This is a genomic window from Parabacteroides hominis (assembly GCF_014287585.1).
Lineage (GTDB): Bacteria > Bacteroidota > Bacteroidia > Bacteroidales > Tannerellaceae > Parabacteroides > Parabacteroides hominis.
In genome coordinates, this window is record NZ_JACOOJ010000074.1 from 1 (window position 1) to 5,742 (window position 5,742).

A 5,742-nucleotide genomic window follows, 5' to 3' on the forward strand; every position below is an offset into this window, starting at 1 on the left:
TTGCCTATTATGTCTATGCCAAATGTCCTAAAGAAGGGAAAAATGGCTCAATATATGTCAGTGAACGGCAGATAAAGTTAGAGGATGAAACAGGGTACTATCATTTCTGGGTGGGGGTGCTCAATACTCCTGAGGATGGCGTACGTTCCTGGCTTCCGAATTATGGATATACCGAGGCGGCCGGTCAGACAATTACGACAGGATTGATAAAGGACAGGTTAGCCCGGTTGGTGATTGATCTGGTGAATGCAAGGATAACGGCGATCAATGGTGCTACAATTGAAGGGAAGGTTACATTTACATCCGGAACATCCGGCTATAACAACATTACGGACAAACCGGACTTGTCCGTCTATGGAACAAAAGACCTGCTCAATTCCATCAAGGACAACCTCCAGAACCAACTTGACGGCAAGATCGATACCTACTACCAATCATCAAACCCCTGGAATAGTTGGCCGTCAGGAACAGAGCCCGGACACGTCGGTGATATGTGGTACAACACATCTACCGGAGTGCTTCAAACGTATATCGGCCCGTCTTCCAATATCTGGCGGGAAATTGTAGACCCGGCGGCGGTCGAAGCTGCCCGTGCTGCCGCCACCGCCGCAGACGTGAAAGCGGACAGCAAACGCCGTGTGTTCACATCAACCCCACGTCCCCCGTATGATGTTGGCGACCAATGGATCACCTATGGGACAACCGGTGGAAGCATGTTCATCTGCAAGACATCCCGGTCTGCCGGATCAAGCTACAACCCTTCGGACTGGCAGAAAGCCGATATAGACGGCAATACGCAAGTCACAATTGATCGTGGCATAGTAACCGCTTATGGTTTCCTGACGTTCGGCTCGACTGCCGGGATGCGTGCTGATGGCCCGATCCGGCTATGGTGTGGCGGGACGAAAGATAATCCGACGTTCCAAGTCTCTAACGCCGGAGAGGTGATGGCAAAAACAGCCATCCGCCTGCAGAACAACATGGCCGGGCTTACCGGCGTAGGCACAGCCGCCACCTCTGTCCGTTTCTGGGCTGGCAGTTCAACCCCTGAGAGTGCCCCTTTCCGGGTTACGCAAAACGGCATGGCTTACATGTCAGGTGGCAAGATCGGTTACTTTGAGATAATGAACAACCGCCTGGTATGGGAAGGACGCGACTATTTTGGAGATACCTCTCGTACCATAAAACTTGGATACGGAAGTAATAATGATGGTTTGGTTGATGTCGCTTTCGGAGCTTCGACACAAGGCCGGTTCGGGGTGAAAGCGGTTGGCCGCGCACCCGGATCGGCAGCTATTTATGGTTCCAGCAAATCCACTCAATCTTATCCAACAGATAGTTCTGTTTGGGCAGCCTGGTTTGATGGCTATATGTTTTCTGATGGGTATTTTACCCGAAGTCCTAAAGGCAATGTTAGAGGCGGACTGAAAGGGGCGTACCGTATAGATAATAGTGATACGTGGTTTGTCTTTGATAATGGGATAGCCGTGGCATGCACCAAACCGCGCTCTGTCGATTTGAATACTGATAATTTTTAAAACATAACATAACAGTAAAGGAATGAACTTGACATTAAAAGACCGGGTATTAATACTCAACACCGTGTTACCGCAGTTTGACACGAGAAAAAACATGGAACTGAAAGTCTCGATCGATCGTAAGATTACCATTTCGGAGGTTGATCAGAAACGGATTGTCGTTAAAGACTTAGGAGGTGGCCAGATCAACATAGGTTTTACAGATGCAGCGGCCATAACGGAAACAACAGATATAGACTTGACAGATGAAGAACTGTCATATCTCAAAGAGCGGGTTGACTTCATCGACCGCAACGGGATGTTCTCCGAGTTCACGATGCCGACGTATGTGAAGATCTTGGATGAACCGCTTGCTGATGTGGTGCAACCAGTCGAATAATATAAAAATCCGCCTCCAATCTTCACAGACCGGAGGCGGGAACCTTTAAATTTGAAATCATGCCAAACAATTTGGCAACAAATTAACCGGTAACAAAGGTAATCAAATAAAACGAAGGAGGTGTGAAGTGAATGTAGAATTAACCGATATACTAACGATAATCGGGACGCTGGGAGGTTTTGAAGCGATAAAATGGGGAATCAAATTCTGGACTACTCGGAAGACAAATGCACGTATCGAAGATGCTCATGCGGATGCAGAAGAGTTCAAGGCTTTGAGGGAATATAATGAGTTCCTGCAAAAACAGCTGTCAGATAAAGAAGAGCGGTTTGTTGAGCAAACTGACAGACTTCGGAAGGTACAGGATGAGTTGTTTAGTCTAAAAGAGGAGAACTCAAACCTGAAGCTTGAACTTGCCTTAAAGAGATGTGAGAAAAAGAAATGCGGTGACCGTGAGCCACAAAACGGATATTAAAAAGGAGGAAAGAAAATGAAAATCAGTGAAAATTTTGAATTGAAAGAATTTACCCGTAGCAACACAGCGACACAGAAAGGTATTGCTAATGATCCGGGAGTGCGGGAAGTGAAAGCGATCGAGAACCTGGTAGTAAACCTGTTGCAACCTCTCCGGGAGAAGTACGGAAAGCGGATGGTTATCAATAGCGGCTACCGGTGTCCAGAACTGAATAAAGCCGTTGGAGGTGTGCCAACCAGCCAACACACGAAGGGAGAGGCAGCGGATGTAGCCTGTGAGCACCCGGCGTACCTGGTCGATTGTCTCCGGCGGTCTGGGCTGGATTTTGATCAGTGCATCCAGTACAGTACGTTCGTGCATTTATCGTTGAAACTCTCCGGCCAGAATCGGAAGCAATATCTGAAAGGGAGGTACTGATGAAAGAGCAGATAGATCGGAGGTCTACTGCTCTCGCTGCTATTTTTATACAAAAAGCGGGATATAGAACAAAAAAAGCGGTTTTCGCTGCTAAAAATAGCATCGAAACATAATTTAAGAACCTGCCGATAGGTAGGTAATCGAACGATCTTTGACGTGTTGGACTTATCGTTTTGTCTACAACTAATATTTTGTAACAGAAATATTGCGGAAGTAGAATTTTATTTCGTACTTTGCAAAATAACAGAAATACAGGAGCAAAATGTGTGATATAGAAGAGTTCTCAGAAAATGGATTAAGCTTTGAAGACTTTAAAAATCAAAATGGTATAACATTTTGGTGGGCTTCTGAGTTAATGCTTATGCTTGGATATGACGATATGAAATGTTTTCATAAAGTAATAGACAAAGCTACTAAAACATTTTTGTCTTTAGGTATTAACCATTATGAGAATATAATCTATGTAGAGCGTGAAATAGAGGGGAAGAGTTGCCCCGATTTTAAATTAACACGTTTTGCTTGCTATATTATAGCGATGAATGCTGACCCCAAGAAGGTAGAAGTAGCGAGAGTTCAGGCTTATTTTGCGGAACAGACAAGAAAGTTTGAAATTTACCTACAAGGCAGCAATGATATGGATAGGATTCTTTTCAGAGAAGAAATCAAAGAAGGAAATAAGGCCTTATCTGCCACTGCCAAAAAAGCTGGCGTGGAAGATTTTGCTAAATTTAACAATGCTGGATATTTGGGTATGTATAATATGATGAATTTTCAACTGGCAAAAAAACGTAATTGCGAAAGTGGTAAATTACTGGAAACAATGGGAAGAACCGAGTTGGCTGCAAATTTATTTCGTATAACCCAAACAGAAGAAAGAATAAAATCCAAGAAGGTTCAAGGACAGATGGCTTTAGAAAGAACACATTATGATGTAGGGAAAGAGGTGCGTAAAATTGTCATTGAAAATACAGGTAAAGCCCCTGAGCAATTGAAGCAAGAAAGAGAAATACCTGATTTGAGAAAAGAATTAAAGACCGGGTTTAAAGAAATGAAGAAGATCGACAAACTCAAGAAAAAATAATTTGTAGACATAAGGCGGTGAGATTGAACTTACCGCCTTTTTTATATCCGGGCGGTATCTAAATACGGATGCGAAAATGAAACAATTAATGATGAAAGCCTGGCATGTAATATTAGTTTTGGTACTCTGCCTTCTTTGCTTCGTGTTCGGTCGATATACGAAGAAGGTAAGAGGTGAATTTGTCTGCAAAACCGATACATTTGTCCGTGTTGACACTCTTAGAGAGCGAGTCCCTTATCCGGTCTATGAAACGGTTATCCAGACGGTTCCTGAGATGTTCCCTGTGTATATCACTTTATCTGGTGATACAGTCAGAGAACCGATCTTCGTCCCAATCAGGATCACACAGAAGGAATACTTGACAGATAATTATCATGCGTGGGTGTCTGGGTACAATCCGGCGCTTGATAGCATTGATATTTTCCGGGAAACAACATATATTACGAAACGGCAACCAGCCCGTCGCTGGGGACTCGGCGTAATCGGTGGGTATGGTATCGGGCGATCCGGCTTATCACCCTATGTGGGTGTTGGGGTTTATTATAGGATATGGTAAAGATTGTGTGTTTGTTCATAGTTTAGGTTTAATATTAGTAATTCGTTCAGCCGCTCTGCCTGTGAAGGTGGGACGGTTTTCATATTTGGCAATATTTGAGTGATCTGCCGAAAAAACAAACGATCCTCAGAATAGTCCCTTGTATTAGAAACAGGGACGTCCAGATAGTGATATCCAGACGCTCTTTTTATCAAAACAGCAACCTCCCATCCTTCTTATCCATCACCGCATTGAAAACGCTTTTATAGGTTTCATACAATTCCTTCCTGCTTTCCGATCCCTGCCAATCAGCAAAAGACTCTCCTGCAAAGAATTTCCAAGCAAAAATCCGTTTGGCTTTTTCGGATAACCCTAATTGATCGATCATATCCCGGATATCCTGCATACGTTCCCGGATATATTCGGTTCGATCCTGACTATCATCGGGCTCGTCGATAATAGTCAATCTCCGCCAATCAATATTTTCATCTACCGGAATAGGCTTGTATTTATGCCGGTAGGGAGACGTGTCCGAGGTAACGTTTAGCTTTATCATTTGCAGGATATAGAAGTCAAGTTCAGTATATTTACCCTGTTTGGCTTCCATTAATCGGGAGAGATGCTCCGGGGGCTTTTGAAGCAGCATACACATTACCTCGTTCAATACGTCAATAGCTTCGTCTGTCATTCCGGCAAGTGAGCAGTGATACTTAGCGTAATCCAGCCACCTGTCGTAACGTTTCTCAATATATTTATTCAATGCCTCACTTGCCATAGTCTTCTTTATTTGATATATTTGTTCCTGATTGCAAAGGGGGGTGGCGCTGTGAGGCGCTGCCTTTTATTTCTTCTCTTTGTTAGTTCCGTCTTTATCTTTTGTAATTTTATAATCCTTACATCCATAAGCAGCGAAATTAATAGCGTGCGTGCCTATCCCTTGTCCGGAGAAGCATGGATAACGGATGCATCTTACGCATTTCCTCCGTGGATATTTATTAGCGTCCTCTCGTTCTTTCAAACGGTTGATTTCTATGTGTTCCTGTGCCATGCTTATTCCTCCTCTTCGTTAGTATCAAAAAGATTCGCCATCATATCGATGATATTTGTCTGGATATTATCTTCAGCCCCCAATACGGCGTTACTGATATGCTTCTTTTCTTCGATAATCCTGTAGAGCTTCTGGTCGATCGTTCGACGACCAAGCAGATAGTAACAGTTTACAGAATCTTTCTGCCCGATACGGTGCGCCCGGCTTTCTGCCTGATCGCAATCGGCATACGTCCAAGGAAGTTCGATAAAGGCAACATCGCTGGCAGC

6 protein-coding genes and 2 pseudogenes are annotated in these 5,742 nt (G+C 44.0%); 6 read left to right on the forward strand and 2 right to left on the reverse strand.

The window, feature by feature from the left end:
* From H8S65_RS21200 to H8S65_RS20470, 6 genes and pseudogenes are all read left to right on the forward strand, one after another.
* Positions 1–1,538, forward strand: a pseudogene (locus H8S65_RS21200) (hypothetical protein); the annotation flags it as partial.
* 22 nt (positions 1,539–1,560) lie between these two features.
* The gene (locus H8S65_RS20450) at positions 1,561–1,917 is read left to right on the forward strand and encodes a hypothetical protein (RefSeq protein WP_186931663.1); all 357 of its coding nucleotides are present in this window, start codon (positions 1,561–1,563) and stop codon (positions 1,915–1,917) included.
* 127 nt (positions 1,918–2,044) lie between these two features.
* The gene (locus H8S65_RS20455) at positions 2,045–2,392 is read left to right on the forward strand and encodes a hypothetical protein (RefSeq protein WP_186931664.1); all 348 of its coding nucleotides are present in this window, start codon (positions 2,045–2,047) and stop codon (positions 2,390–2,392) included.
* Positions 2,393–2,407: 15 nt separating this feature from the next.
* Positions 2,408–2,809 (forward strand): D-Ala-D-Ala carboxypeptidase family metallohydrolase, encoded by a 402-nt coding sequence (locus tag H8S65_RS20460; protein WP_186931665.1) that lies wholly within the window; start codon positions 2,408–2,410, stop codon positions 2,807–2,809.
* A 262-nt stretch (positions 2,810–3,071) separates the two neighbouring features.
* Positions 3,072–3,890, forward strand: a complete 819-nt coding sequence (locus tag H8S65_RS20465; RefSeq protein WP_186931666.1) for a BRO family protein — start codon at positions 3,072–3,074, stop codon at positions 3,888–3,890.
* A 91-nt stretch (positions 3,891–3,981) separates the two neighbouring features.
* On the forward strand, positions 3,982–4,446 hold the full coding sequence (locus H8S65_RS20470) for a DUF6808 domain-containing protein (RefSeq protein WP_186931668.1): 465 nt from the start codon (positions 3,982–3,984) through the stop codon (positions 4,444–4,446).
* 190 nt (positions 4,447–4,636) lie between these two features.
* Here H8S65_RS20470 and H8S65_RS20475 read toward each other — a convergent pair whose 3' ends face one another.
* Positions 4,637–5,200, reverse strand: a complete 564-nt coding sequence (locus H8S65_RS20475) for a hypothetical protein (RefSeq protein ID WP_186931667.1) — start codon at positions 5,198–5,200, stop codon at positions 4,637–4,639.
* Between the two features lie 275 nt (positions 5,201–5,475).
* Positions 5,476–5,742: pseudogene (locus H8S65_RS20480) on the reverse strand (DEAD/DEAH box helicase); the annotation flags it as partial.